A 26,208-nucleotide genomic window follows, 5' to 3' on the forward strand; every position below is an offset into this window, starting at 1 on the left:
GGTTGGGTCGTGGAGGGTCAGTTCGAGGAAGTCAAGGGTGCGTCGTGATCGGTGACCTGGTTGACGGTGCTGGCGTAGCGGGCAGCGCTGGCGATCGACAGGCCGAATAGGTCGCAGAGGGCGCGCATGTCGCCGCCGTTGGCGTGGGCTTCGTCGAGGATGCGGTCTTGGCGGATGCGGTCACCGGAGGTGCCGAGTTGTTTGCGGATCCACCAGTTGGTGCAGGGCCGGGCGTTGGTCCAGTTGCGGGCGTGGATGAACATGTGCGGGTTGACGCTGGTCGGCCAGGTGTTGTGTCGGTGCTCGAGGTAGGTGTTGAGGCGTTCTCGGGCGGGTTCGGCGAGCAGGATGACGCGGTCGTTGATGTGCAGCCGGCCGTCGTGCAGGTCGGTGAGTTTCAGCTCGGCGAGCTGGTAGATGCGAACGGCATGGAAGGCGAGCAAGGCGGTGAGGGCTTCGGTCGCGGGACGCCCGTCGACGAGGTTCGCGCGGACCTGGGCGAGGTCGATGGCGATCGGCGCGGTCCTGATGTTGGACGGGTTCCGGATCCGGGCGGTGGGGTTGACGAAGACGGCCTTGCGGGCCTTGAGGATCCGGAAGATCGACCGGAGGCCTTGCAGCATGGTGGCGCGTGGTGTGCCGCCGGTGGGCAGGACCGCGTGGACGTGCTTGGCGTCAATCTCGCGCAGGGACTGGTGGTCGGTGGCCCAGTGGCGGATGGCGGGCAACGCCCACCGCAGCTGGGTGCCGGTGGTGCCGTCGTGCCGAGGGCGCCGTCGCGGGGCGGTGACCGAGCCGTGCCGCATGACGTCGAACCAGATGCCGAGTTCATCGCGCATGGGTGCAGGCAGGTCGCCGGTGGCGGCCAGGAACCATCGCTCGATCGCGGGGGTGCGGTCTTCCTCGAGCATGCCTGCCTCGTGCAGGACGTCCGCGACGACCTGGGCGGAGTGTTTGATCCGGCTCAGCAGTGCGACGTCGCTGCGAAGGATCGGCGCGCCGGGGGTGTCCTGGATCGCGAGCATGATCCGCACGGCGCGGCGGGTGCGGTCGGCCTTGGTGCGGGGCCAGCCGTGGCGGTGGGCGTGATCACCGACGAACTGCATCAGGGCCGCTTCCAAACCAGGGAGCGGCGGTGGTAGCAGCTGCAGGCCGGGATGGGCGGCGAGATCACGGTGGGCGTCGAAGAAGACCAGCTGGCGATGCCCGACCGGACGCAGCAGGCTCATGTCGGCCGCGACGGTCGTCTTGACGTAGGGCTTGCGGGGCCCGGAACCGGTCCACATGCCGGCGAAGAACAGTTGCTGGCCGTGGCGGTTGGCGTCGGCCATGCTCACCCGGTCGGGACGCTCGCCGTGCAGACGGGCGATCATGCTGCGTTGCCGGAAGCAGAGCCGGCAGTGTCCGGCTTCGCCCAGGTGGGCGCGCCGCCGGCAGGTCGGGCAGTCCCCGAGTTGCGGGAACTTCTCCGCCCAACTGCGGCAGGCCGCGCACTGCCAGCCGTAGGTTCGAGTGACACCCCACCCGAAGCAGTATGGGCAGGAGTCAATGATCACCGGAGTGCTGGCCAGCGGGCCGGCTTCTCGCCAGACTGGCGACCGCTGGCCGGGGCGTGCCGATGGCAGCGGGCGCACAACCCGCTGGTGTAGTAGTCCTCGGCCGAGCCACATCTGCGGCAGGGCGGCGGACAGACCGGGCCGCCGGGCCAGCACTGGAAGCAGAACGGCACCTCTCGCATCGCCGGCGGCCGGACCCGGCAGACCGTGCACGGCTTCGGACGTCGCGTCATGCCGGCGGTGTGCTGCGTTGCCGGCCCAGCCGCACCACCGGGGCGGGTGCCTGGTCACCGACCGCCTGCTCGCGGCGCGGCCGTCGCGCCGCGACCTTATCCGGCTCGCGGATCAGCAACTCGGCCGGGCTGCAGTCGAGGACCGCGCAAATCACGTCAAGGTCATCGAGCCGGATGGTTGTCGGCGTTCCGGTCCAGAGCCCGGACATCTTTCCCGAGCTGATCTCCAGACCGGCTTCGGCCAGGAGCCGACGCATCTCGGTGGACTTCCAAATGCCCTTTCGGCGGCGCGCAGCCGCAGATTCCACCGCATCGTTTCAGCCTCCCAACCCCGCGAGCCGCGCTGCGGTCCGCTCGTTCGCCGCGACCCACGCCCGTTCCACGTGTTGCGCGGGCACATGCACATAATGCGTCGTCGTCGACAGCCAGGAATGGCCCAACAGTTCCTGGATCGCTTTCAGATCGACGCCCTGGCGATACAACGACGACGCGCAGAAATGCCGTAACACGTGCGGTGTCAGCCGGCCCTTCCATTGCGGCAGCCATCGCGCCACCGCCTCGGCAAGCCCGTCACGCAACACCTGATCCCCAGCCCGGCGGCACAGCCCGGTCACAGGGTCCGGCTGACGCTCGGTCGGCAGCAGCGGCGCATCAAGGCGCTGGTAGTCATCACCAAATTGATGCCGGACATCGGCTACCCACCAATCCAGCAGCGCCCCGGCTGAGTTGATCGCCGGTATCAACCGCGTCTTCGGGCCCCGACCACGGCTGCCCTTACCGAACCGCACATGCACAGACCCGAACTCACCCAGATCTCTACGCCAGTCCCGAAGGTCGAGCATCCGCGTTTCCTGGATCCGTAAACCCACCCGCCGCCACAACGACGCCGCCAGATAACACCGCGCCGCCGGCAAATACTTGCGGGCGCTCGGCAACCAATCGCGCCACGCACCGAAAAGCTCATCGATTTCGTCTTCGCTGGGCGGCACCCGGGCAGCGCCGTAGTCCGAGCGGCCCGGCCTGTTGAACTCATCGATCACCTGCGCCACGACCACGCCGGTCAACGCCACGATGTCGCCCTGATACCGCTCGATGACGAAGTCGAAGAACCTGCCGATCGAGCTGGCCTTGTGCTCCACCGTCAGCCGGGCCCGCCCCAGCGACCGCTGCTGCGCCAGGAACCTGTCGGCATCACTCGCCTGCGCCGTCCACACCGGACGACCCAGGAAACGGATGAACTCGAACAACGCATACCGGTCCGCCGACACCGTGCTGTCGCACGAACCGGCAGCGACGCCGCACAGCAGGAACTGATCCACCAACTCCTGCTCGAAGTCTTCCGCGTCCTGCTCCGTCGCAAGGCGCCGCGGCCCATGCAACGACCGCACTGCCGCGAGCCCCATGAGCACCTCGGATCCGAGAACTCGACCAACCACCACGAACATCGGAGATCGTTCATGAATCCCGACGCCAAGTCAACAAGACCCCGGCAACCAAACCCCCACCCACGAGCTCACCAAAGGCCCCAACACCACACCGCGCGACCCAAGGAACTTCAGACAAGTCCGGTAACTGGCCCGGTCACCGGCGCACCGGCCCGCCGCCGCTGAGCCTCTTCCGTCCGCTGATCGGAGTCCCCGATGGTTCCCATCCCTGTCCTGTCTCCATCCCCGCCCTCGCCGCCTCTGGAGCCTGCCGGGTGTGTGCCTGGTCAGGGCGGCGTGCCCGACTCCGTTGCGGGCGAGCTGCTGTGCGGCTCCTGGGGCGACGACGCCACCGACGCCGTGTGGCATCTCGTCCGTGACCGGTGGCCGCTGCTCCTCGCCGCCCTGGCGGCGCTCATCACCATCCGAGTCCTCTGGGCGCTGTGGCGGCGGCGCGTCTGGCGGCGGCACGCCACCGGAGCGCGATGGCTGCAGATCACCCCGCCGGTGACCGCCACGCCGGCCGCGACGATCGGCCTGTGGCGGCTGCTCGCCACCGCGCTGCCCGCGCCGCGCCGGTGGGCGCTGCGCCCAGCCCGCCTCGTCTGGGAGGTCACCGCCGACCCCGACGGGATGCACTGCGGACTGTGGCTGCCACCCGGGGTCAACCCCACCGCCGTGGTGCGGCTGCTGCAACGCGGCTGGCCCGGCGTCCGCGCCGAACAGACCTGCCCACCGGCCGTCCCGACGACCGGGGCCGTGGCTGCCCTCGCCGTCTGGCCCACCCGGCCGGACTGGCTGCCCCTGGTCGAGAACACCACACCGGCCCCGCGCCGAGGCATGGACGCGGGCGCCCCCGAAGAGGACCGGCTTCGCGCGGTCTACGGCGGGCTCGCCTCAGCCGGGCGCACCGGCGGTGGGCTCCTGCAAGTCCACCTCGGCCGGGCACCCGCCCACCGCCTGCGGCTGCTGCGCCGCGCGATGACCAACCCGCCACGCGCCCGCTGCCCCCGAGGGACTGCCCGCGCCGCCGGGCTGCTCGCCGATGGGCTCCGAGCGCTGTTCCTCGGCGTTCTGAACATCGTCACCCCCGGACCGTCGAGCACGAGGCGGCGCGTCAGCCCGACCGACCCGTACACCGCCGAGCTGGCCCGGCAGGCGCGGGCGAAGCACGCCGACGCACCCCACCTGCTCGTCGCCGTGCACACCGTCGCCACCGGCCCGACCAAGGCCGCCGCCGTCGCGGCTGTGGCTGATGTCAGCTCCGGGTTCGGGCTGCTGTCGGCGCACTTCACCCGCCGCCGGCTCCGCCGTGGCGCGGTCGCGGCGGCCGACCGGTGGGTGCCGCAGGCCCGGATGAGCCTCGTCTCCGTCGCGGAAGCCGCCGCCTTCGCAGGGCTGCCCGCCGAACCGGCCGCCTACGGCCTACCCGGTGCGGCGTCCCGGCGTCGGCCTGCCACCCGCGACATCTTCCGCGCCGTCCCTGCCCCGCGCCAGCGCCCGCTCGCCGACCCACCAGCGCCGTCGCATCGGCGCGACGAGCACGGCGAGCCGCCGACCGTCTGGAGCACACCTTGAACAAGATCGAAGCCAGGGCTGCCGTGTCGAAGTCCCGTCCGGAGAGCCGCAGGCTGAACCTGGTGCCGCTCGACCAGCGGCACGGCCTGGGCGGCAAGGTTATCGGTGTTGCCAACGCCGGGCCGCCGATGCGGGTCGGGATCTCCTTGACCGATTGCCGGTACCACGTCCACGCTCTCGGGCCGACCGGCACGGGCAAGACGACCTTGCTGATGCGGATGATCCTGGACGACGTGGAGGCCGGGCGCGGCGTGGCCGCGTTCGATCCGGCCAAGGGTGACCTGATCCGTGACCTGCTGGCCCGGCTGCCCACGTCGTGCGGTGACCGGCTGGTCCTGATCGATCCGGACGAGCGGACCGCGCCCCCGGCGATCAACCTGCTTGACCCGGCCGTGCACGGCGGCAGCGCGCACGACGTGGCCGCGAACCTCACGGCGGTGATGGCGAAGGTGTGGTCGCGGTGGTGGGGTCACCGGACCGCCGACATCTGCTACCACGGCCTGCTCACCCTCGCCCACGTCGAAGGCGCCACCCTCGCCCAACTACCGCGGCTGCTGTCCGACTCCAAATGGCGAGCCGAACGGATCGCTACCGCCACCAGCAAGCTGAACGCCTGGGAAGGCAACACCCTCGGCGAATTCTGGGAAGGGTTCAACGAGCTGCCCACCGCGCAGCGCTCCGGCCTCGTGGCCCCGCTGTTGTCCCGGCTGCGCCTGGTGCTGGCGCACCCGATGGCGAACAGTCTGTTTGGGGTGCCGGCCACCACGTTCTCCTTCGCGGACATCCTCGACGGCGGCGTCCTGCTCGCGCGGCTGCCTAAGGGTGTGCTCGGTGAGGACGGCACCCGCCTGGTCGGCTCCCTGCTGCTGGCGGGGTTGTGGCAGGCCACCACCGCCCGCGCCCGCATCCCCGAAGATGAGCGTCCCGACGCGATGATCGTGTTGGACGAGTGCCACAACTTCCTGCACCTGCCGATCGGGATCGATGACGCTCTCGCCGAGGCCCGCGGCTTGCACACCTCGTTCGTCCTCGCCCATCAGTACCTTGGTCAGTTGTCCGGGGACATGGTGGAGGCGATCGACGCCAACGCCCGCAACAAGGTGTACTTCGCCCTCGCCCCCCGCGATGCCATCGACCAAGCCCGGCATCTGCGGCCGTATCTCGATGACGGGGACCTGATCCGTCTCGGCGGCTACGAAGTCGTCCTCCGCCCTGTTGCCGGTGGCCGGGTCGTCCTACCGGTCACCGCCGACACCGAGCCGCCACCGCCGGCCGTCGCGGGGCGTGCCGGCGAGCTGCGCCGCGCGGCCCGAGAGCACACCGGCCTGCCAGTGAAGCAGCGCCGGCGGCTGCTCAGCGAAGCCGCTACCGCCACGGCCACCGCCGACTCTTCCGTCCCTGTCGACGCTGCGGTCAGTGACCTGGTGGGTCGCAACACTTTCGCTGTTCAGGGCGAGGGCTCTAACGAGAGTTCTAACGAGCGATCCAACGAGGAACGCAACGACCACGAACAGCCGGGTGAACACGCCCCCTTGAACACGCCATACGCGCACGTGGACGGCGGTGAGGAGGACCCGTGGACCGGAACCGACTGATAAGAGATATCCCTCCTACCCGCACACCTGCCACCGGCAGTCTCCGCCTGACGGCGTCCGTCGTGGCCGCCGAACTCGGCCGACTCACGCCCCGAGACCGGCTCCTGCTGGACCTGCTCGACCAGCACCGAACCTTTACCACCGATCAGCTCGTCGACCTGGCCTTCGGGTCGGTCGGTCGTGCCCGCAACCGCCTCAACACCCTTTACAGCAGGGACATCCTCGACCGGTTCCGGCACTACCAGCGGCCCGGGTCGCAAGCGTGGAGGTGGACCCTCGGACCGGTCGGCGCGGCACTGCTGGCGGCCGGACGAGGCGAGACGCTGCCCCGTCCGGCGGCCGTACGTGACGCTACGGCCCGGCTCGCCATGTCCCCGACCCTTTCCCACCTGCTCACGGTGAACGGGTTCTTCGTCGCACTCACCGGCCACGCCCGCACGCACCCTGGTGCGCGGTTGGTGCGGTGGTGGAACGAGGCACGCTGCCGGGAGGCGTGCGGCAACCTGGTCCGCCCGGACGGACACGGCGTGTGGGCCGACAACGGCCCGGCGGTGCCGTTCTGGGTCGAGGCCGACCTCGGCACCGAAACCCTGGGCCGGGTGGTGGGCAAGCTGACCGGCTACGCCGCGCTACCGCCCCGCCGGGCGTATCCGGTGCTGTTCTGGTTGCCTACGGTCGCCCGTGAGGCCAACCTGCACAACCACCTCCGGCGGGCCGGGGTGCCGGACGGGCTGACCGTGGCCACCGCCGCCGCCGACCACGCCGCCGCGTCTGGCGGCCCGGCGGGGCCGGTCTGGCGCATTCTGGGGCACCCCGACCGGGTGCGTCTGGCTGACCTATCTACGCCGACCGGGGGCGGTGCGTCGTGGGACGGGTAGCCCTGTGGGTCGCGACCGGGGTAGCCGTGGGGCTGCTGCTGCTCACCTCGGCTACCGCCGGTGTCGTCTCGTCCGTTTTCGGTGGCGGCGGAGGTGGGGGTAGCTGCGTCGGGGCGGTCACCGCGCCGGGCGCGATCCCGGCGGGGTTGTCGGCTGAGCAGGCCCGTAACGCCTCGGTGATCGTGACCGTGGGTGAGCGGACGCGGGTACCGGTGCGCGGGTGGGTGATCGCCGTTGCGACCGCCTTCCAGGAATCCTCGTTGATCAACCACGGTGACCTCGGCCCGGCCAACGATCATGACTCGTTGGGGCTGTTCCAACAGCGACCGTCGCAAGGATGGGGCACCCCGCAACAGATCATGAACCCCGAGTACGCCGCCGCGACGTTCTACGAGGCGTTGTTGCGGGTGCCCGGGTGGGAACGGCTACCGCTCACCGATGCGGCACAGAAGGTGCAACGGTCGGCGTACCCGGACGCCTACGCCAAACACGAGACGCGGGCAACCGAGATCGTGACGGCGTACACCGGCGGGACGCTGCCGGTCTGCGACGGTGCGCCGATCAGTGCCGCCGGGTGGACCCGCCCGGTGGTGGGCACGGCGGGCTCCGGTTTCCGTACCAGCGACCGGCCCGGCCACGACGGAGTCGACATCATGGCTCCGAAAGGCACTGTCATCCGTGCCGCGTCCGGTGGCGTGGTGGTGCGCGTACGGTGCAACGTCGGCGGTGAGTCGTGGGAACCCACCGGCGCGCCGTTGCCGTGCGACAGCGACGGATACCCCGGCCTCGGCGGGTGCGGCTGGTACGCCGACATCCGGCACTCCGGCGACACCATTTCGCGCTACTGCCACATGGTCCGGCAACCGACCGTAACGGTCGGGCAAACCGTGATCGCCGGACAACCGATAAGCCACGTCGGAAGCTCCGGAAACTCCTCCGGCCCCCATTTGCACTACGAGATCCACGAAGGCGGCAACAATGCGGTCGACCCGGTGCCGTTCATGCGCCAAAGAGGCGTAGCGCTGTAAAGTCGTGAAGTGATTTCCCGCACAATATGAACGAGCTTTCCGTGGAGTGCGGTGACCGCCGCGCGTCTGGCCTACCGGACGCACGGCGTCATCGTTGACATCCCGAAAACCGGCACCCCGTAAGGCGGCGCATACGGGTCGCACCCTGCCGGCCCTATGCAGGGTAGGGAGGTGCGCCGAACGTGGCGCACCGTCGAATAGGGGCCGTTTAATGACGCGTCGTGCGGCGATAGGGGTTCCCCGATGGGAGGATAAAAGCGGCGCGGTGTCGCCCCCGTTAAAGAGTCTTGGACGGCGGGGTTGACAACCATCGGGCATCGAGCGTCCATGGACGTGGGCAACAAAAACCGCCCCGGCGAAACCGCAAACAATACGCATTGCGCGTACGCGGAATCGCTATTTGTCCATCCCTTCTTCGGAGGTGTATTGCCATGACCGCGAACATCGTTCTGACCCCCGGCACCGACGAGGCCCGGTCCGCCGTCGCCGAGGCGCTGCGCGACCACCCCGGCGTCACCGCCCGCAAGCTGGCCGGAACGGCGAACCTGCCGCTACCGGTCGTCACCGAGGCGCTCACTGCCATGGAAACCGCCGGGACCGCCACCCGCACCCCCGACCCGACCAAGGGCAACCGCAAGAGCGCCGACACGTTCGAACTCGCCACCACGACCGACGCGACGCCGGACCCGGCCAGCGAGCCGACGCCCGCCGACGACGCCCCGGCCACCACTGACGCCACGCCGGACCCGGCCAGCGAGCCGACTTCCGCCGACGACGCGAACGGGGCCGATGAGGCGGACGAGTCGACGCTGCCGGAGGCCCCGGTGTCCGGTGCGCCTGTGTCCGGCGTGCCGGTGTCGGGGGCACCGGTCGGGCCGCGCCAGCCCGACCTGAAGGTGTTGATCATGGCTGGGGTGTTGGGTGGGCACCCGGACGGCATCACGGCCGACGCGGCGATCGGCGAGAGCGGCCTGTCGGTGGCGATGGGTGACACGATCCTCGCCGCGATGGAGGTTGCCGGTGCCGCCCGTCGCCTGCCGGTCACCGAGGATGGTGACGAACTGTGGGTCATCGGGGACGGTGACCTCGCCACGGTGGACCCGGCGAACGCGCCGACGCACTCGACGTGCCCGACGTGCGGTCACACCCGCAAGATCCGCCGTCCCTCGGCCCGCCGTACCAACGGCACCGGTCGCACCACGGGTGAGATCAACAGCGACGGTTCCGCCAAGTTGGGCAAGAACGAGTTGCGTAACCGGGTCGAGGCGTTCATGCGTGACCTCGGCCCCGGCCACGACGTGACCCCCGGCACCGTCGCCCGTGAGATCGGCGGACGTAGCCCCGGGGCGGTCCGCAACGGCATGGAGAAGCTGACCGGGTTCGGGGTGCTGGTCCTGACCCGTGAGGCCCCGGAAACCTACGCCCTCGCCGACAACCCGCCCGCCCCGACCGCCGAGGTTCGCGCGTTCATGGCCCCGCCGCAGACCGACACCACCCTGCCAGCCGGTGACGAGAGCAGCGCCGACGAGGCCGGCACCGACGAGGCCACCGCCGCGCCGGTCCCGGCCTGACCTACCGCCCCCGCCGGGGTCGGGCACCCATGCCCGGCCCCGGCACCCGCACGCCCACCCACAAGCGCCACGGAAGGAACGGACCATGACCACCCCCCACGACCATGACCATCACGCCCACGGCCCGGCGGTTGCGCCGGGGTCGCTGCGCTGCCCCGAATGCGGCGAACCCGCCCGGCCCGTGCCGCCGCGCCGCTGGCCCCTCGACGGATTCGCCTCGCGCCCGGCCACGTCCCACCACGACGGCACCCCGCTATGCCCGGTGCCCGGCCCCCACGGCTCACAACCGGCCGAACCGATCGGCCCACTGGCACGGCTGACCATGTGGCAGGCCGTCCGGCAGTCCTGGCTCATCCACCCCGATTGGACGGTCGCCGATCACCTCGCATGGCTCGATGACGAGGCGTACGACACCAGCACGCTGACCGGCGACCCGGCGGAGGTGGTCGGCCGATGGCTGGCCGAGCACCGCCGTACCGCCCCGCTGTCGCGGCCCGCCGACGAGGCGCGCGTGCACATGGTTGCCGGTGGCGACCGGGTGGCCGTGTGCGACTCGGCGGACGAGGCGGACGTCATGGCCGCGACGATGACCGGCGCGAACCTCGAACCGGTGACCCTGTGCCTGACCGAGGCGCAATGGGAACAGGCACACGCGGTATTACGGTCGGAATTTCCGTACGTCACCGTGATCGACGCCCGGACCGATCGTGCGGCCGGTGCGTCGTGACCGGCACCTCGCCCACCGGCCCGGCCACTGACCGGCCCGACCTCCCCGCGTCGCTGGCCGCGCGTCCCCACGACGCGCGGCGCGGCCTACCCATCCCGCCGGTCAACATCCACCCCGACTCGACCGGCGGCGGGTCGCATGTGGACTTCACCACGATCAATACCACCGTCTCGACCCGCCTCGCTGTCGAACGGCGGTGTTCGTTGTGTGGTGAGCCGATGGGGTATTGGGTGGCGTTCCTCGGCGGACCGCGCGCGGCTGAGTTGATGCGCTACTCGGACCCGCCGGGGCACCCCGAGTGCATGGCCGCCGCCGTGTCGCTGTGTCCGCATCTTGCGCTCGGTCGGCACCGCCGAGCCCGTGCCGACCGGCCCGGGGCGGGCATGATCCCGCCGGGGTCGCACGGCGACAAACCCGACCGGTACCTGTTGGGCATCACCCGCGACTATCGGACCCGGTTCATCCCCGAACACGGATTCACCATCTATCTGCCAGCCCCGTTCAAAACCGTCCGCGCGTACGTGTACGGCCCGGACGGGCGGCTACGCCCGGCGACCGATACCCGGTAGGCCACGCCGCACGGCGGGCGTCAGATTCGCCGCAGAAACCTCCATCGACTCCACCCGATCGCCTTGATCGACGCGTAGAGGTAGGAAACATTGTTGTTGGCGGCGCGGCCCGGGGTCGCAACCCCCGGCCCGCCGCCCACCTGAACACCACAACTGGGAAGGGGTGCCACCGTGGCACACGAACTCGAAACCCTGGCGAACGGTCAGACGGCGTTCGCCTCCGCGCGGCTGACCGCCTGGCATCAGCTCGGCACGGTCACCGACTCGTGCATGACCGCGCAGGAGGTCATGAGCAAGGCGTGGCTCGGCGGCTGGGAGGTCCGCAAGATCGCCCTTCAGGGCATCGAGGTCACCGAGCGGGGGGTGACGAAGGTCGACTGCCCCGACAAGTACATGACCGTGCGGACCAACCCCGTCACGGGTGAGACCGAGTACCTCGGCGTGGTCGGCGAGGACTACTCGGTGGTGCAGAACGAGCAGGTCGCCGAGACTCTCAACCTCCTGGTCGACGCGTCCGGCGCGCACTTCGAGACCGCCGGCTCGATGCGCAAGGGCCGGTCGGTGTTCGTGACCATGAAGCTGCCGCAGGCTATGCGGATCGCCGGGGTGGACGACATGGACCTGTACCTCGCGGCCACCACCAGCCACGACGGCACGGCAGCTCTTCGCCTCGACGCGACCCCGGTGCGGATCGTGTGCGCGAACACGCAGGCCCTCGCCTACCAGCGGTCGCGTAGCTCGTACACGTTCCGGCACACCTCGAACGTGACCAGCAAGATCGCCGAGGCGCGGCAGGCCCTCGGCCTGATGTGGAAGGCGTTCGCCGACTTCGAGGCCGACGCCGAGAAGATGATCAACGAGTCGTTGACCATGGGTGAGTTCGAGAAGATCGTCGCCCAGGTGTGGCCGCTCGCCGACGACGCCTCCGACGTCGCGAAGAACAACGCGAAGCAGCGCACGAACACGTTGCGGTATCTCATCCGGGACGCGGACACGCAGAAGGCGATCAAGGGCACCCGGTGGGCCGGCTACCAGGCCATCACCGAGTACGTCGACCACTTCGCCCCCGCCAAGACCGACCGAGTGCGGGCGACGCGGGCGCTGACCGGTGCCGGTGCGGACCTGAAGGCCCGCGCGTTCGAGTTGCTGGCGGTCTGAGGTGGGCCGGCATTGGGGCCGGGCCACCGCGCCCGACTCCGGTACCGGCGGAAACCCCGCCACCGGTACCGCATCTGTCCCTACCGAGCCCGCCGCTCCGGTTCCACCGGAACCGGAGCCCGCTACGCCTCTGCACGCTCCGGCGCCGACGGCCACCTCGATGATCGCGCTGGCCAACCGAGTGTGTGCTCACTTCGCGGCGGCCGAGGTCGCCCGCGCGATGGCCGAACACTCCGCGACCCACGCCGAACACGCCGCCCACACGACTCGCGCCGAGCAGTGGGAAGCCCTCGTCAATGAGCAGTGGAACGAACTCTCCTCGGCGATCTGGGCGACGGCACCCGAAGGCGCGCAGGTCGAGCGGTTCCTGCCGGTGCGGCCACTGAACAACGGCCACGTCGAGCTGCACGTCCACGACAGGCAGGCCCGTCGCCTCGTCGTGCTGCTCACCGGCGCGCAGGCCCTCGCCGTGGGCGCGCACCTGACCGCGTACGGGGCGATCAGCCTCGACCGCAGCGGCCAGAAACTCGACCCCGGCCTGCCCCACGTGAAGGCCGCCCCACCGTTCCCCACTGACGGGGGAACGGCATGGCCACCGGCCACCCCTGACGGTGCCGCCGGGCCACCGGCCGACCATCCCTGACCGCCGCAACGGGTACCGCGCGGCCCCACGGTCCTACCCCGGGCCGCGCGGCACCCGCAGGCGACAACCCCTCGACTCGCTGACGGAGTACCCGCATGAATCCAGACCGACTGTTCGACCTTGCCGCCGAGTTCGCTCACGCCACCGGCAACGCCGAGCGTTTCCACGCCCGCGCGGCGGTCGCGACCGGCGATACCCGCGCGGCCCACGAGAACGCGGCGTCGAAGTGGGAGGCCACCGCCGCCCGCCGCCGCGAGCACCTGCGCGTCGCACTCCGCGAGGCGCTGCGCGGCACCGTCAACGCGGTGCCGGACGAGCGGCTGCCGGTCGCGACCTGGCAGGGAGGCCGCGTCGAGGTCCGCGCCACCACCTCGGACGGCACCCGCACCGTGCGCGTGCGGTACACCCCGGCGCAAGCCGCCGCTGCCGGAGTCGCGCTCATCGCCTGCGCCGCCATCACCGACGACCCGAGTGGCAGCACCCTCGCCAGCATCCTCCCCGCCTTCCCACCCACCCCGCCCGGCGACGAGCCCGCAACCGACGAGCCCGCGACCGACGAGGGGAGGCCGGCATGACGCCCGGGGTCGCCCCATCGGAGAACATCGACGGACTCGGCGACGGACAACGCATCCTCAGCGGCCCGCAACTCGCGGACGCGCTGGCCCTGCTCGGCTCGGTCGACCCCGTCTGCGCCGAGGTGATCGGCCGGCTCAACCTGCGTGTCTACCCCGGCGAGCCCGGGGACCGCACCGCGTACGTGGTGCTCGACGTGCACGGCGTCTCCATCGGTGTGAAACGCCGCGCCGGTGACCTCTACCTGCACGCCGACACCACCGAGACCGACGACCGCCTCATCGCCTTCGAGGTCAACGGCGGCGGCGAGATCGACCACCGCACCAGCTAGCCCTCACCCTTGAACGGAGTTGTGATGTACCGATCCCTGGAGTACGGCGACACCGCCCGGGTGATCAAGCCGACCGACCCGGTCGAGTACCGCCTCGGCACCGTCACCGACGTCGACTATTCCACCCCGCACACCACCTATGCCCGCAGCTACACCCTCCGGTTCCCCAACGGGGCCGAGCGCACCTACCCGGCCGCGAAGGTCAAGCGAGTCACCCGGGCCGACGACCGCGCCGCGATGGAGGCCGCGCTCACCGCCGCGTGCGTGGCGTTGCGCTTCGCCTGCCGCATCGCCCACGACTACGACGCCGACCTCAGCAGCGGAACCGCGAGCCTGCTGCGGCGGCTGGTCGACCTCGCGAGTCTGCGCCTCGGGCTGACCCTCGACCCCGCCAACCCCGCCTGGCCGCAGCGCACCCGCAACCAGAACGGAGGCGACAAGTAATGCCACCGCACTTCCCGCGCCCCGAGGACTCCGCCCAACCCACCGAGGCGGCAGCCCTGGACGCGAGCAGGGCGCCGGTCCCGGAGCCGTTCTACTGCCGCCGCTGCCGTCGAGCACTCAACATCCGCCTCAACGACCTGGGCATGATCGTCGAGTACCTGCACGCGGCCGAGCAGCGCGGCCAGCGCAGCGACCACCGCCCCGAGCCCGCACCGGTCACCGAGATCCCGGACCCGATCATCGAGTGCGACTTCTGCTCCGCACCCGACGCCGCCTGGATCTACCGGTGCGCTAACCAGGTCACCGACGCGCGTCGCGTCACCGCACGGGTGGTCGCCGTGGGCGACTACCAGGCGCGGTACCACGCGGCACGGGTACGCCGCACCGACACCGAGCACGCCTTCACCCAGGCATGGGGCGAACGGTGGTCGGCCTGCGAGGGCTGCGCTCACCTCATCGAGGACCGGGACCTGTATGGGCTGATCGGCCGGGTAGCCGACGCCATGCCCGCGAAGCTCACCCGAGGCAAACACCTGATGCGCACCCGGGGCCAACTCCACGAACGGTACTCCGACGTGTTCGACACCCTCGCCCCCGGCCGAGGCCGCATCGCCCCCGGCCACCCACTCGGCATCTGGACCCACCCGACGGGAGAAGCGCCATGACCGACAACACGGGGCGGCACGGGTGGCCCGCCTTCACTCACGTGAAGGCCCGCCGCCGGATGGGGCCGGTGTGCGGCACAGATGGCGTGCCGTTGAGCCGTGTCACCGAGGACCCGCACCTCGTGACCTGCCCCGACTGCGAAGGGCTGGCCGACATCGACGCGCTTCCCGACGACGCGACAGCGGGTGACCCACGGGTGATCGAGTTGCTGCGGGAGGCGAAGCGTGGCAACTGCCGCAAGATCGACGGGGTGCTGGTGGACGCGACCACCGCCGCCGCGATCCTGACCGTGTACGACGCGCTGAAACCCGCCACCCGCGCGAAACTGGCCGCGCTGCGCATCGACCACATGGCGCAAGTGGCATGGAAGGTACTGCGCCCACAGGAGTAACGAGGTGGGCGGTGGCCGGCGGGCACACCCGAGGGTGCGCGCAACCCCGACCGGCCACCTCGCCCACCCGGGTCACCTGCGGACCACACGGCCGCTCCTACCCGAGCCAGGCGTAGGGCGATCCTACGGCCCGAGTCACACTCACCTCGACCACGCGGACCTGACCAGCTATCCGGAGGGGAGGATGAACACGTGGCACGACAGGTCATCAACGGGCGGACCGCACTCGACCGGGCCGGAGTCGCCGCGCACACCGGCGCGGCCTACACCACCGTCAACCACTGGCACCGCCACCGCGCCCGCTTCGGCTTCCCACACGGCTTCGCGCACGACGGCAAGGAGTGGTTCTGGCTCGACGACATCGAGGCGTTCCACCTCGCGCACCAGGCCGCAAAGCGCGCCGAGCTGACCAAGGTCGACCGCCGCGGCGACCCCGAAGACCTCATCGGCTCAGGCGCGGCGGCGAGAGTCCTCGGTTACGGCTCGTACCGCAACCTGCCCGACACCCTGTACGACCACCCCGACCGAGTCGAGATGCTGCCGGACGGGCGGCTGCGCCGCCTGTGGTTCCGGCGCACCGTGTGGGCCGTCGCCGACGCCCGCACGGGCCGCCAGTCCACCGGCCGCACCCCCGGCACCACCGGTGCCCGCAAACCGCACCCCTACGCCGACGACCCTCGGCTTCCCGCCGCCATCGCGCTCCTGGCCGGGGCCGACCGCACCGGACGCGACCGGCGCGGCCTCGGCGTCGCGCTCGCTCAGCAGCTCGGCATCACTCAACGCACGGCGCAACGACTGCTTGCCGCCGCAGGCACGGAGAGCGGTACCTCTGCCGGGCAAACGGCCTGAGTACGACAGGTGCCGCCGAGTCGGATCAGCCCGACCTCGGCGGCACCTGTCTTGCAAGCTGGTCAGTCTTCGTCGTCGTCCTCAGCAGCAGTCCGAGGCGTCGGAACCTCGATCAGATAGCGCAGCGCGCCGTTGATGTCCGTACCTCGGCTGTCGGCGGTGCGCTTCAGCACCTCGTACACGTCGTCAGCGACCTCGATCGTGTGGAGGCCGGGCATGGTGTCGGTCATGTGTGGTCCCTTCTGGCAGCGTTCGGCGTGGTGGCCCGTTTCGGGCAGCCGTGCCTATCCACGCTGACCTCGACGGCGCGATCAAGACCGCCGCTGGCCCCAGACCGGGTTACGGCTGACGCCTCTGTTCGAGGGCGGAGCGTCGTCGTTCGCGTTCGGTGTGCGTCATCGAGGGGCGCCACCTCGAATGGCCGCGTCGGCGGTGTCGGCGGCGCGGAGCAGGGCGGCGGCGAGGCCGCGAGCGTGCTCCGGGTTGAGGCTTAGTTGTAGGCCGTCCTCGGTTGGGACGCTGAACTCGACGGAGGGGTGTTTCAGGTCGGCGGGGTCGCTGCCGATCCAGCTCGGGGCCTTGTCCCAGAACGCGACCCGCACGTGTGCCTCAACCAGGAGGCACGCCTGGTTGTTGAGGTGCACGGTGTCCGTCACACCTTGGTGCAGGAGCGCCCGGGGTGAGAAGGGATCGGCGTCGTCGTGGCGGCAGTCGATACACCAGGGTGGGCAGTGCTGCGGGTGGGGTGGGCGGGTGGCGCTGGCCGCTCGGGCGGGCTCGCTCACGTGCGGCCTCCTCACGCGTCTGATCGTGTGTGGTGAGCGGTCGAATGCACGTTATACCGATGTGGTGGGGCGAGAGCCGTCGAGCGAACGCCCCTCCTGGCGCAGCGTGGCGAGTAGTTTCGACACGGCACTGTTGCGGATCGAGTGGCCGTTCTGGCGTATGCGGCGTGCGAGGGCGTCTCGGCTGACGGTCTGGCCTTCGCGGATTAGCTCGTCACGGGCGGCGCGGGCGGCGGGTAGCAGCGGTACGAGGTCTGGGGCGAGGTTCACATCGGCCTCGTCTGTGTCGTCGGACGAGTCGTCATTGTGAGATTCCGTGTCGAGGTCATGTCCAGCCTCATCGGCGTCTGATTCGTGGTCGCCCTCCGGGCGTTCAGCGGTGTCAGCAGCCTCATCAAGGCCCGACTTGCCGACATCCACATCGACGTCGATGTTGACGGGAGGGCGCTCGGTTAGCGGTCTCCGATCGGGTGGCGGAAATCTGCCGGTGCCGGGCGACGGCTTGGCAGGTGCCGCAGCGGCCCGCTCGGCCGGTGACGGTGCCGGTGGTGCCTCGGCCGGCGCGGCGCGCGGTTCGCGTTCGGCTTCGCGGCGGCGGGCGGCGAGTTCCACGAGCGATACCGACGCGACGATGATCAACCCGTCCACCGAGAGCGGCAGAAGGTAGGGCACGGTGCCGGTCTCGCCGTATCGGGCGACGACGCCGACCATGTGGTGATAGCTGATCCACGCCGCGATGGCGGCGATGGCCGAAGCGGCGACGACTCGGATGACGCCGAGTGCACGCCGGTGAACGGGTACGCGGGTGACCAGCTCGACGGTGATCAGCAACGCGAGGGGTGGCCATGCCGCGATGGCTTGGGAGATCGGGTTCGGTTGGGCGTGCAGGATGTTCGCGGTGACCGAGGCGGCCACGCCGAGGGCCAGGGTTGCCCGCACGGCCCACTGCATCCGCCGGAGCCGCTTGTCGGTCATGGCCGTCCTCCGGGAGCGGTGCCGGCGGGTCGGAGTTGGCGTTCGGCGACGCGGCGGGTGGCCTGGGACGGTTCGGCGTCGCCGAGGTCCGCGAGACGTTCCTCCAGCCGGCGCAGGGTGCGTCGCACGGCGTCGGGGCGTTGCTGTCGGCCGTGGATGCGCATGATTCGCTGGTACAGCTCTTCGTTGACGGGGTCGAGGTCGGCGGCGTGTTCGAGGGCGGCAACCGCTTGGTCGGGGTGGTCGGGTTCGAGGATCTCGGCGATGCGGGCGTAGGTGGTGAGGATCTGGTGGCGGTAGCTGGTGGCGTAGTCGGTGGCCCAGGGGTGGTCGTGGCCTTCGGCGAAGTCACCTGCGTACAGCTCCGTGGCCCGGCGTAGCGCGGCGAGGATCGTTGTCTCGTCGTTGGTGCGGGTGGCTTGGTCGATGGCGGTGTGCATCTGCCAGAGGTCCACGGTGACGGTATGGGGGTCCAACTGGTATCGGCCGGTGGCGGGGTCGTAGACGATGAACATGGGCTCCTCGTGGCCGGTGGCGGCGCGTAGCACCCGCCGGGCGGAGGTGATGTCGGTGCGCACGCGTTTGACGGCGGCGGCCGGGTCGGCGTTGGGGTGCAGGTCGGCGGCGAGTTGGTCGAGGGTGCGGCCGGCGGGGTGAGCGGCGAGGACGGCGAGCGCGGTGTAGGAGCCGCTGCGCATTCCGGTGGCGATCGGACCGGCGTCGGTGGCGACGGTGACCGGGCCGAGGACCCGGAGGCGGACCAGGGCCGCCGCATCGTCGGCCTGCACCGGCACGGCCTCGTTCGGCTCGACGGTCACCGCGGCCGGCGCGATCTCGGCGGGCGGGTCGTCAACGTCGATACCGGCCTCGGGACGGGCTATCGCGTCGGTGAGCATGGAGAGAATGGCGGCGAGGTCATCCGCGCCGAGGGCGGACAGCCGTCCCACCGAATGCGGTTGATTGCCGGTTACGGTGCCCTCGGCGCTGATCTCGATGGTGGGGATGCCGTCGTGCGGGCCGAGGATGACGGGGTGCAGGTTCAGGGCGGCGCGGTGGGTGGCGACGGCTCGGAGGCGGGCGGCGTGCCGTGGGCTGGAGTCGATGAGCAGGACGTACGGGGGCTGGGTTTCGGCGTGGTCGGTGCGGGCGTTGAGGTCGGTGATCGTCTCGGCGTCGAAGGTGTCCAGCAGCCGGCGGCGGCTGATCATTTCCTCCTCGGCGTGGGTGATGGCGGCGGCGGTGTCGGCGAGCACGACGAGTCGTTCTCCGTCGTAGGCGGTGCCGTCGGGGTCCAGTCCAACCGCCGGGGCATCCTCGGGCAGAAGCTGGGCGAGTAGGTCGGCGGTGGTGACGACCACGGGCCGCAGGACGGCGGTCTCGGTCGCGTTGGTGGTGAGGACGGCGGCGAGGATGGCGCGGGCTGCCGGGATGGCTCCGGGACCGTGCAGGGCGATACCGGGGCCGGGCAGGTGGAACAGGCTCACCTCGGTCGCGTCGGCGTCGACACCAACTGGTGCGGGCACCGGCGGTGTGGCGGGCCGGTGCTCGCGGCTGGCGGTTCCGATGATGTCGACTCCGGCCAGGGTCGGCGACATCGGGGAGGAGCGTGGCGCGATGCCGGGGGACGCCGGGACGGTGAGTCGGGCATGGCGGCGTCGTTGCAGGCGTAGCAGTGCGGCGACGGCGGCGATGGCGGTGGCCAAGCCGAGGCTGATCCAGCCCTGCGCAGGCAGAGCGATCCCGGCTTCTTTATCAGTCTCGTCCGGGGACGTATCGGTGTCCGGAACGGGCGTGGGCTCATCGGATTGGTCGTCGGGCGCGCTCGGCACGGTGGTGCTCGACGGTAGCGGGCTCGGTTCTGCACTGCTGGGGGCCTGCGTGGCGCTGGGCGGCATTGTCGGTGGGGCAGACTCGGTGGCCTCCGGTGAGCTGGCGTCGGGGCTGCCGGCGGCAGGGGCTTCGGAGTCGGGCGTCGGGGTGGCCTGGCGGGCGGGCAGAGCAAGGACCCAGCCGACGTGGATCTCGTCGGGGTCGGTGAGGGCATAGCCGTTGGCCTGAGGGCGTCCCTCGTTGAGGGTGTATATCTCCCGCCACCGGGGCGCGTCATCGAGGTGGGTGGCCGCGAGGTCCCACAGGGTGTCTCCGGCGACGACCCGAATGGTCTCCCCGGGGTCCCAGGCCGCGTCACGAGCGTCGGCGCGGTCACGGACGAGGGCGGGCGGTGAGGCAGGGCGGACGGAGCGCGTCTCGCTGTCCAGGGTTTCTGGAATCAGTACGCCGGTGGTTGTCGTGGGCGAGGTGACGGTGAGTCCTGGTCGGGAGGGTGCGGAGCAGGTCGGCGGTGTGTGAGGTGGGGCATCGTGGATCGGGGTGCCGTCGACTGGTGGTGGTGTCACGGCAGGGGATTCGGTATCGGTTGTGGTGTGGCCGTGCGCGGCGGCGGGAAGGGCGGCGGTGGTGACGGCCGTGGTGCCGAGCAGCGTCGCCGCGAGCGCTTGCAGCGGGCCGGGTAGGCGCAGGGTGAGACGCCACCGCAGGCGGGCGGCGAGGTACCGGTGGGCATGATCGGTGACGGCGGTCATGAGCAGTACCCACAGCAGCCATGCACCGGTGCACGCCAGCAGGGTGACGAAGCCGGCCGTTAGTGGCTGGCGCACCCACGCCTGGAGTTGGTCTGTGGATAGGTCGGTGGTGGTGAGCCAGCCGGCCTGGTAGAGCAGCGCTGGTGGTGCCAGCGCGAGGACAGCGGTGGCGGTGTGTACGACTGCTGTCGAGGCGCGTTTCGCCATGGCCTGTCTCCCTCCGGTGTCGCGGCGGTTGGTGAGTCAGACCGTAGGAGCGTTATGCGCCGTCTCGGTGGGTGAAGGACCTGACAGCACCTCACACTTCCTCACACGACCTCACAACCGCAGGTCACAGCGTTGCGAGGCACGCGGGGCAACTTCAGCGGAGCGGGTATCGGGGAGGCCGACATGAGATTCGGTCGTGCGCGGGAGCGAGCCGCGCGTTGCTCGGTGATCCCGCGTTTCTCGGTCCCGGGTGGCAGGGAAGTCCGCGAGCGTCACGGCGGGAGCGGACGGGCTACTGCCGGATGGTGGTGGACGAGAGATGGCGGGAGGCGGTGTCATTGATGCCCGCGCGCATGAGGGTTTGCCGGTAGCGGTCATGTAGTTCGGTGGCGGCCTCGTGGTCGCCGAGGGCGGTGAGGGCGCGGCTGGCGTGCTTGTGCAGATCGGCGTTGTAGGGGTCGATACGGATTCCGGCCTGCAGCAGTTGGAAGGCGTGGCGAGACTCAGGTGCCGCGGTGGCGAGGGAGACGCAGAGGTCGATGATCTGCCGGCGGGTTGCTTCGCGGATGGGGTCGAGCCACGGCCAGGTCCGCGCTTCGGCGAGGTCGGCGGGGTACGCGTCGAGGACGGCCTGCCAAGCAGGGTGGGTGTTGGTGAGCGTGCTGGTGGCAGCGTGGTGAATGGCGGCGTTCAGGTGCCATAGGTCGACGTCGACGTGGGCGGCATTGAGGCGGTAGCGATTATCGACGTGGTCGATGGCGTGCAGGCCGGAGGCTGCCCGGATGGTGCCGCGTAGGTCGCTGAGGGCGGTGTAGAGCCGTCCGGTGAGGGATCGGCGGGGCAGACCTGGCCAGATGGCATCGGTGAGTTGTGCGGTGTCGGCACCGGCGGGGTGGGTGGCGAGGTAGACGAGGATTTGGAGGGCGGCGGTGCGGCGGATGGCGAGGGGTTCACCGTCGACGAGCAGTTGGGGATCGCCGAGGACGCGCAGGTGTAGCCGCTGGCGGGACGTGGGGCACTGGAGGCGGGGTTCGTGTCCGGTGGCCTGTCGTGGCAGCCGCAGGTCCGGTGACCCTGCATGGGGCAGGAGAGAGCCCGAAATGGCCGGGTCGGGTGGTGCCGGGTCGGGCAGGGCGATGATGGCGAGCAGGTCGGTGGCCGCAACCTGGTCCAAGACGCACAGCCGTGGTCCGGTCACCTCGGGGTGATGTGGGTCGTGCAGGTGGCCCGCCGAGTCGGCATGCCAGGTCGCGCCGGCCCGCCACTGCCCCAACGCAACCACCACGGTAGCGGTGGCGACGCTCGCTTCGACAAGACGCTTCAACTGAGGTTCGTCGCCGTCGTGTTCACCGAGGAGCACGATCCGCCGCTGGCCTGCCGCACTGGACGGGGCGTCTGGACGCTGCTTGCTGGCGTGCGCATCAGCTTCGTAGACGAGCTGCGCTGCTTCGTCGATGTTGTCGACGATCGTCAGCGGTAGACGCGGGCCGAGTGCTTCTGCGGCTGGTCCGAGGAGACTGGCGAGGGCTGCCTTGGTGGTGATCAGGGATCTCGCGGATTGATGATGCCCGGCGAGGAGGGCGGTGACCAGCAGTCCTCGACCGACGGGCAGCGCACCTGGTCCGGTGAAGCCCACGCCACTGGCCGGCAGGACTTCGACGAGGGCAGACATCCCGCTCGACGGCATGGGTGCGGCCGGTGGGGTGGGGACGTCAGCGAGTGCGGCCTGCACGGCGGCGACGGTGGGAGGCAGCGGGGCGAGGTCTGCATCGTCGCGGCTGGCGGAACTGGGTTGGTAGTCGCGGCGGCGGCGTAGCCAAACCAGGGCTGCGGCGGCAACGACCTGCTCGGCGACATCACGGGGCAGCCAGCCACCGGACACAACGATCCCGTCATCGTGTATGGCATCGCCGTGCTCGTCAGGACTGGCCCCGTCCTGAAGCGCGACCGCGCCCGACGCCAGGTGTGGTGGTTGCGGTGGGGTGGTGGGGAGGGCGTTGGTGGTGACGCCGAAGACAGCCGCGCCGGCCATTCCGCTGGCCGTCGCCTGCAACGGCGTCGGCAGTGGCAGCCGCCGCAGCCATGCCGAGGTCTCGCGAAGGCGGATCAGTATCCGGACGGCGACGGTGTAGGCGAGCATCAACCAGACCAGCCATGCCGCGATCGTCAGCGCGGCGGTGAGTGTCTGCTCGGTCAACGGCTGCTGCACCCATGCCCGCACCTGCGCCGTGCTGGGCAAGCCGCTGATGGGTGGCCCGACCAGGGTCAGCAACAGCAGCGGCGGGCCAGCCAACAGCACGAGTACGAACAGCAGCGCCATCAGCTGCCGTGGCCAGCGCACCTTATCCACCTCCCGCCGGAGGGAGGGCGGATGCCGCGGTGGCGGTCGTGGGGTGGACGATGCGTGTCCACACTCGGGCCGCCCACCACACCGCGACGGCCACGGCGTAGCAGACGGCGAGGATGCCGGTGGACTGCGAGTTGACGATCGCGGCGCTGATCACGGCGATCGGTGCGGCCAGGATGATGCGGAACATCAGCGGCGTGACGAGTGCCATGACGATCCCGGCACCTAGGAGCAGCCCGCCGACCCGACCGGCGAGGTCGACCCACATCATCACGTGCGGCCATCGGGGAGCCGTCAGCGAATATTGGATCAACACCATGCCCAGGGCAGCAGCGACCACGGAGCCGGTCGGTGCCGACAACAGCGCCGACCAGCCGCCGTGCGGCGTACGCCACTGCCGGGCGGCAACTACCGCCATTCCCATCGCCAACACCGCGATGGGGACGATCGGCCACAACGCCCAACGCAGGAAGCCACCCACCGGCAGGGTGAAGTATTGGCTGGTGACCACCGCGTACAGGCCCGCGATGGCGGCCCCGAGGGAGACGGCCGCGAGAATGCCGATACTGACCTTCCCGCCCTCGGTTCGCACGTCCGGTGTCGGACTGCGCGCAGCAATCAGGGAGCCGAGGACGGTTCCCGCAGCGAGGCATGCCAGCAGGGCGAACACGGCCGCCATCGCCAGCCCACCCCAGTTGAAATCGACCCAGTAGTGCACGCTCAAGGCACCGTTGCGCTCGGCGGTCACGATGCACTGCCAGAACAGCGCCAGAGACGCAAAACCTGGCACCGCGATCCCAACAGCTCTGCGCACCGGCGGCACCGGCACGTCCACCGCAGCCGCCGCGCCGACGTTCGCGGAGCCAACCTCCGCAGCGCCGAGCGCCGCGACAAGCTGCGGCTCAACCACAACAGTCGGCGTGATCCCGGTGCGCTCGGCGATCGCCTCGCCCAGGTGCGGTAGACGAGCGCTGCCTCCCACGCAGTAAATCCCCGCCAAGTCGCTGGGAGCCAGTTCAGCGGCGGCGATAGTCTGCTGCGTCAGGTCCGCGACGCGTCGCACCACGGGTCGGACAGCCTCGTCGAGCATGGCGCGGTTCGCGATCACCGGAGTCTGACCAGCCAGCGGTACCGTGACCGCCGGGTAAGAGATCAAAGCCTCTTTCGCCACGCGTACGCTCTCCGCCGTCGCCCAGGGTGCCGTGCCGCTCGCAGCCATGTCCCGGCCGTTTGTCAGCGCCGCTGTCAGCGTCGAGTCGACGCTGGTGCCGCCGGCCGCCTGGTCAGCCAGAGTCGCGAGCACCTCGAAACCTGCCGACCGCCGACGCAGGACCGTTACCTCAGCTCCTGCGCCCACGTCACACACGACAACGGACGACCCCACCGGCAGCCGCACACCAGTCGCCGCCAAGTGTTCGGCCACCGCCACCGGAGCCTCCACCAGACGCGGCTGCGCAAGACCTGCCCGATGGGCGACCTGCCTTATCCAGGTACGCCGACGCGGCCCCCACCCCGCCGGCACCACCAACTGCACATCCCGCACCGGCTCACCAGCGACCCGTTCGGCTTCCGCAGCCGCCCGACGCAGCGGCGCCGCAGCAAGCTCCACCGCCTCCACCCGCGTCCTGTCGACCACCAGATCCCCGTCAGCGGAACGACGCGGACTCGGCACCAACCTGCCCGGCTGCTCCTCGGCGGCCTGCCAAGCCTGCTGTCCCGTCCACACCCGCCCATCGCCCGCCACATATACGGCGCTCGGCAGAAACGGCATACCGTCGAACGACAGCACCGACGCACGACCGTCGGCCCACGTCAACACCGCCACGGTGCTGGCACTACCGCAGTCAATCGACAGCCGGACTCCCACCGCACCCATCGACATAGTCAAACATGAGGATCACATTCACGTCACCTGTCGATCACTCACGGAAAGCGGAGGTCTTAGTTGACGCCGCGAGGCTGGCCTCTTCACGAGAGCGTCCGCGCTGGGGGCGGCGAGCATTGCTCGGTCCTCCGCCGCTGCGCTCAGCAGGCTCACGGCAACCGTGCTGGACTGACGGCACGTAGTCATCCAGCGGAACCGAATGCTGCCTATTGATCGTCCGGCCCAACCCAGAACAGACCCCGCTCGGCACCATTCTCATTGTATTCGAGCACGATGAGCCAGCCGGGCCGCGTATCGGGAGGGCGGATTCCCAGCGTCAGGGCGTATGCGGTCAGTGCGGCGGTGTCGAGGCTGTGGGCCCGCTCGTGCAGGTCCGCCACGGCGGCTTCATCGCCCTGTACGGGGTGCTCGTCAGCCTGGATCATCGGTGATTCCTTCCCCGGTTCCATCGAACAGCCAAGCGCGTACGCCCCCGTTGGGGCGAACCTGGTACACGGTCAACCTATAGCCTGCCGGCAGGGTGGCCTTGATGTTCTGGGTGCAGCCGTCCTCGCCGAGGCAGGGGCGCATGTTCGTGTAGAGGACAGCGTGCCGGATGCGGTGTCGACGCATGTGCGCGGTGGCGTTGGACTCGATATGCGTGATGAACCGAAGTGACGGTAGGGGAGCGGTGAGTCCGGTGCCGGCTCCGGTGTCCCCAGGCCCGACCAATGGCGTCAACGGCCGCCCGTCGGCGTCGTACAACCGTCCTGTGGCGACATCGCGTCCGACGTGGGGTCGGATCTCGTCGACTGCCGCCTTCTGTGGCCGGGTCGGGGCCACAGCGGGTGCGACCGAGTTGGCGGCTTCGTCGCTGGCGACAGCGGCTTTGGTCCCGGTGATGATGTCGACGTAAGACGCGACGGCTTCCTCGGCATCGTGGGCAAGTTGCGCCCCCTCACGTAGCCGCTGTGTCCCGGCGGCGAGGCGGGCGAGGGCCGCTCGGGCGTACGGGTTGGTGGAGGCGCCGATCACTGCGGTCAGACGATGAGTGGCCTGATCGACTTGGTCGGCAAGGCTCAGGGTGCGCTTCCGTTGCTTGCTCAAGTCGACGCGGACCGCGTTGAGCCGCGCGACGACATCGGCGATCAAGGACAACCCACTACCTCCCCGCGTCCTGCTTACATGCTGTCGAGATTCGCGAGCTGGAATAATGGTCGAGTAAAAGTCATTC

At 70.2% G+C, this 26,208-nt stretch carries 25 protein-coding genes and 1 pseudogene; 15 read left to right on the forward strand and 11 right to left on the reverse strand.

The features are described 5' to 3' along the window. Positions 1-17 precede the first annotated feature (17 nt). The 3 genes and pseudogenes from QQG74_RS03200 to QQG74_RS03210 form a co-directional block, all read right to left on the reverse strand. Entirely contained in the window at positions 18-1,556 is a 1,539-nt protein-coding gene (locus tag QQG74_RS03200) for a hypothetical protein (protein ID WP_341718798.1), read from the reverse strand. A gap of 229 nt (positions 1,557-1,785) precedes the next feature. Further along, positions 1,786-2,102, reverse strand: a pseudogene (locus tag QQG74_RS03205) (helix-turn-helix transcriptional regulator). A 4-nt stretch (positions 2,103-2,106) separates the two neighbouring features. Further along, positions 2,107-3,192 carry a tyrosine-type recombinase/integrase gene (locus QQG74_RS03210; RefSeq protein ID WP_341721116.1) on the reverse strand — a complete coding sequence of 362 codons (1,086 nt, stop codon included), beginning with the start codon at positions 3,190-3,192 and terminating at the stop codon, positions 2,107-2,109. A gap of 318 nt (positions 3,193-3,510) precedes the next feature. Between QQG74_RS03210 and QQG74_RS03215 the strand changes: the two genes are divergently transcribed. From QQG74_RS03215 to QQG74_RS03285, 15 genes are all read left to right on the forward strand, one after another. Continuing rightward, on the forward strand, positions 3,511-4,791 hold the full coding sequence (locus QQG74_RS03215; protein ID WP_341718799.1) for a hypothetical protein: 1,281 nt from the start codon (positions 3,511-3,513) through the stop codon (positions 4,789-4,791). Continuing rightward, positions 4,788-6,386: a type IV secretory system conjugative DNA transfer family protein gene (locus tag QQG74_RS03220; RefSeq protein WP_341718800.1), complete on the forward strand. Its 1,599-nt coding sequence runs from the start codon at positions 4,788-4,790 to the stop codon at positions 6,384-6,386. The genes QQG74_RS03215 and QQG74_RS03220 overlap by 4 nt, the downstream gene beginning before the upstream one ends. 62 nt (positions 6,387-6,448) lie before the next feature. Then, entirely contained in the window at positions 6,449-7,264 is an 816-nt protein-coding gene (locus QQG74_RS03225) for a replication-relaxation family protein (RefSeq protein ID WP_341718801.1), read from the forward strand. Then, positions 7,252-8,292, forward strand: a complete 1,041-nt coding sequence (locus QQG74_RS03230; protein WP_341718802.1) for a M23 family metallopeptidase — start codon at positions 7,252-7,254, stop codon at positions 8,290-8,292. Before QQG74_RS03225 ends, QQG74_RS03230 begins: the two co-directional genes overlap by 13 nt. Before the next feature lie 431 nt (positions 8,293-8,723). After that, entirely contained in the window at positions 8,724-9,863 is a 1,140-nt protein-coding gene (locus tag QQG74_RS03235; protein ID WP_341718803.1) for a hypothetical protein, read from the forward strand. 85 nt (positions 9,864-9,948) lie between these two features. Next, positions 9,949-10,590, forward strand: a complete 642-nt coding sequence (locus QQG74_RS03240) for a hypothetical protein (RefSeq protein WP_341718804.1) — start codon at positions 9,949-9,951, stop codon at positions 10,588-10,590. Next, positions 10,587-11,159: a hypothetical protein gene (locus QQG74_RS03245; protein WP_341718805.1), complete on the forward strand. Its 573-nt coding sequence runs from the start codon at positions 10,587-10,589 to the stop codon at positions 11,157-11,159. The genes QQG74_RS03240 and QQG74_RS03245 overlap by 4 nt, the downstream gene beginning before the upstream one ends. Before the next feature lie 171 nt (positions 11,160-11,330). Further along, on the forward strand, positions 11,331-12,317 hold the full coding sequence (locus QQG74_RS03250; protein WP_341718806.1) for a DUF932 domain-containing protein: 987 nt from the start codon (positions 11,331-11,333) through the stop codon (positions 12,315-12,317). Between the two features lie 160 nt (positions 12,318-12,477). Further along, positions 12,478-12,960, forward strand: a complete 483-nt coding sequence (locus tag QQG74_RS03255) for a hypothetical protein (protein ID WP_341718807.1) — start codon at positions 12,478-12,480, stop codon at positions 12,958-12,960. Positions 12,961-13,055: 95 nt separating this feature from the next. Then, on the forward strand, positions 13,056-13,535 hold the full coding sequence (locus QQG74_RS03260) for a hypothetical protein (protein WP_341718808.1): 480 nt from the start codon (positions 13,056-13,058) through the stop codon (positions 13,533-13,535). Further along, entirely contained in the window at positions 13,532-13,864 is a 333-nt protein-coding gene (locus QQG74_RS03265) for a hypothetical protein (protein ID WP_341718809.1), read from the forward strand. The genes QQG74_RS03260 and QQG74_RS03265 overlap by 4 nt, the downstream gene beginning before the upstream one ends. Before the next feature lie 24 nt (positions 13,865-13,888). Next, positions 13,889-14,308 carry a hypothetical protein gene (locus QQG74_RS03270; protein WP_341718810.1) on the forward strand — a complete coding sequence of 140 codons (420 nt, stop codon included), beginning with the start codon at positions 13,889-13,891 and terminating at the stop codon, positions 14,306-14,308. After that, positions 14,308-14,973 carry a hypothetical protein gene (locus QQG74_RS03275; RefSeq protein WP_341718811.1) on the forward strand — a complete coding sequence of 222 codons (666 nt, stop codon included), beginning with the start codon at positions 14,308-14,310 and terminating at the stop codon, positions 14,971-14,973. Before QQG74_RS03270 ends, QQG74_RS03275 begins: the two co-directional genes overlap by 1 nt. Further along, positions 14,970-15,365: a hypothetical protein gene (locus QQG74_RS03280; protein WP_341718812.1), complete on the forward strand. Its 396-nt coding sequence runs from the start codon at positions 14,970-14,972 to the stop codon at positions 15,363-15,365. Before QQG74_RS03275 ends, QQG74_RS03280 begins: the two co-directional genes overlap by 4 nt. A gap of 192 nt (positions 15,366-15,557) precedes the next feature. Next, positions 15,558-16,214 carry a hypothetical protein gene (locus QQG74_RS03285; protein WP_341718813.1) on the forward strand — a complete coding sequence of 219 codons (657 nt, stop codon included), beginning with the start codon at positions 15,558-15,560 and terminating at the stop codon, positions 16,212-16,214. 62 nt (positions 16,215-16,276) lie between these two features. Here QQG74_RS03285 and QQG74_RS03290 read toward each other — a convergent pair whose 3' ends face one another. The 8 genes from QQG74_RS03290 to QQG74_RS03325 form a co-directional block, all read right to left on the reverse strand. After that, the gene (locus tag QQG74_RS03290; RefSeq protein WP_341718814.1) at positions 16,277-16,444 is read right to left on the reverse strand and encodes a hypothetical protein; all 168 of its coding nucleotides are present in this window, start codon (positions 16,442-16,444) and stop codon (positions 16,277-16,279) included. A gap of 165 nt (positions 16,445-16,609) precedes the next feature. Then, positions 16,610-16,999 carry a hypothetical protein gene (locus tag QQG74_RS03295; protein WP_341718815.1) on the reverse strand — a complete coding sequence of 130 codons (390 nt, stop codon included), beginning with the start codon at positions 16,997-16,999 and terminating at the stop codon, positions 16,610-16,612. A 51-nt stretch (positions 17,000-17,050) separates the two neighbouring features. Beyond that, positions 17,051-17,974 carry a DUF2637 domain-containing protein gene (locus tag QQG74_RS03300; protein ID WP_341718816.1) on the reverse strand — a complete coding sequence of 308 codons (924 nt, stop codon included), beginning with the start codon at positions 17,972-17,974 and terminating at the stop codon, positions 17,051-17,053. Beyond that, positions 17,971-20,763, reverse strand: a complete 2,793-nt coding sequence (locus QQG74_RS03305; protein WP_341718817.1) for a BTAD domain-containing putative transcriptional regulator — start codon at positions 20,761-20,763, stop codon at positions 17,971-17,973. Before QQG74_RS03305 ends, QQG74_RS03300 begins: the two co-directional genes overlap by 4 nt. A 292-nt stretch (positions 20,764-21,055) precedes the next feature. Then, a complete protein-coding gene (locus QQG74_RS03310; RefSeq protein ID WP_341718818.1) occupies positions 21,056-23,104 on the reverse strand; it encodes a hypothetical protein in 2,049 nt (682 codons plus the stop codon). Between the two features lies 1 nt (position 23,105). Next, on the reverse strand, positions 23,106-24,992 hold the full coding sequence (locus QQG74_RS03315) for an Hsp70 family protein (RefSeq protein ID WP_341718819.1): 1,887 nt from the start codon (positions 24,990-24,992) through the stop codon (positions 23,106-23,108). A gap of 209 nt (positions 24,993-25,201) precedes the next feature. Then, positions 25,202-25,420, reverse strand: a complete 219-nt coding sequence (locus QQG74_RS03320) for a hypothetical protein (RefSeq protein WP_341718820.1) — start codon at positions 25,418-25,420, stop codon at positions 25,202-25,204. After that, positions 25,407-26,132 carry a DddA-like double-stranded DNA deaminase toxin gene (locus QQG74_RS03325; protein WP_341718821.1) on the reverse strand — a complete coding sequence of 242 codons (726 nt, stop codon included), beginning with the start codon at positions 26,130-26,132 and terminating at the stop codon, positions 25,407-25,409. The genes QQG74_RS03320 and QQG74_RS03325 overlap by 14 nt, the downstream gene beginning before the upstream one ends. Between the last annotated feature and the right edge of the window lie 76 nt (positions 26,133-26,208).

The sequence above is a fragment of the Micromonospora sp. FIMYZ51 genome (genome assembly GCF_038246755.1).
In the GTDB taxonomy this organism is placed as follows: Bacteria; Actinomycetota; Actinomycetes; order Mycobacteriales; family Micromonosporaceae; genus Micromonospora.